The organism is Synechococcus sp. R8-2 (genome assembly GCF_047461715.1).
Classification (GTDB): domain Bacteria; phylum Cyanobacteriota; class Cyanobacteriia; order Thermostichales; family Thermostichaceae; genus Thermostichus.
The window spans coordinates 1-902 of record NZ_JANSHQ010000536.1 but is presented as its reverse complement, the minus strand read 5'-3'; the positions used below and the strand labels follow the sequence as shown (position 1 = coordinate 902).

General features: G+C 61.1%; 1 protein-coding gene. It reads right to left on the bottom strand.

Annotated elements, in window-relative coordinates:
* Positions 1-32: 32 nt before the first annotated feature.
* On the bottom strand, positions 33-902 hold an 870-nt coding region (locus tag NW819_RS12070; protein ID WP_414413887.1), incomplete at its 5' end, for a PD-(D/E)XK nuclease family protein.

Genomic DNA, 902 nt, shown 5'->3' with positions numbered 1-902 from the left:
GCGTCAGCGGGGCGGAGTCCTTACTGCTCCCATTACTGCTCCCAATAAGTATCGGCGATGGGATCCGCAGGTGTCGCGGGCTCCTGCATTGGCCAGACCCAATCCGTGAGGTCTTGAGAGGGGATCCCTTCCGGTAGCAGCCCATGGCAGCGGGAGCGAAACAGACAACTGTTGCAGCGCTCAGTATGGGGGGTCATGGGAAAGTCTTGCGCCTCCAGTTGCCGCAGGTGGTTCAGAGTGGCTCTTAGGTGGGCCAGGTCTTGCTCATAGGCGGCGGCGCTGTAATACCGGTGGAAGGGCTGCTGCGGATGTTGCACATACCAAAAGGTCAGTTGCACCTGCTCCGGCTCAAAAGGGCCTTCCAGGGGCAGCTGCTGGGCCACCTCGCAGAGCAGCAGAGGGTAAAGGCGCACCTGCCAGTCTTGGGCCAACTGTTCATCGCGAGGACGTTGACGCTCAGTTTTCCAGTCCAGGATGTGCAGGGATCCGGGGATAATCACCAGCCGATCCAAACGGGCTATCAACTTAAAGCCCTCAATCCGTTGCCACAGGGGCAACTCCGCCAACACCCGTCCCTGGGGATGGGCATGGGGACTGGCCAAAAACACCTGCCACCCCTGCTGCACCACTTCATCCAGGGCAGACAAACGCGGCTCCACCTGCCGCCCGCGGCTGTGCCACTCCACCAAACGGTGAAACTGCCGTCCGCGCCTCTGCTCCAGCTCGTGCTCAAAAACACTGGCAGCGGGCCAGATCAACCGCTCCAGGTACACATAGCGAAACAGGCGGGGGCAATGGTCCAGCAAGGCCAGCGAAGAGGCGGAGAGGTTGACCTGCTCAAGACTCAACCTCTCCAGAGAAGGGGCAGCAGGGATCCCAGACAAAGTGCTCCGCACCGCTGT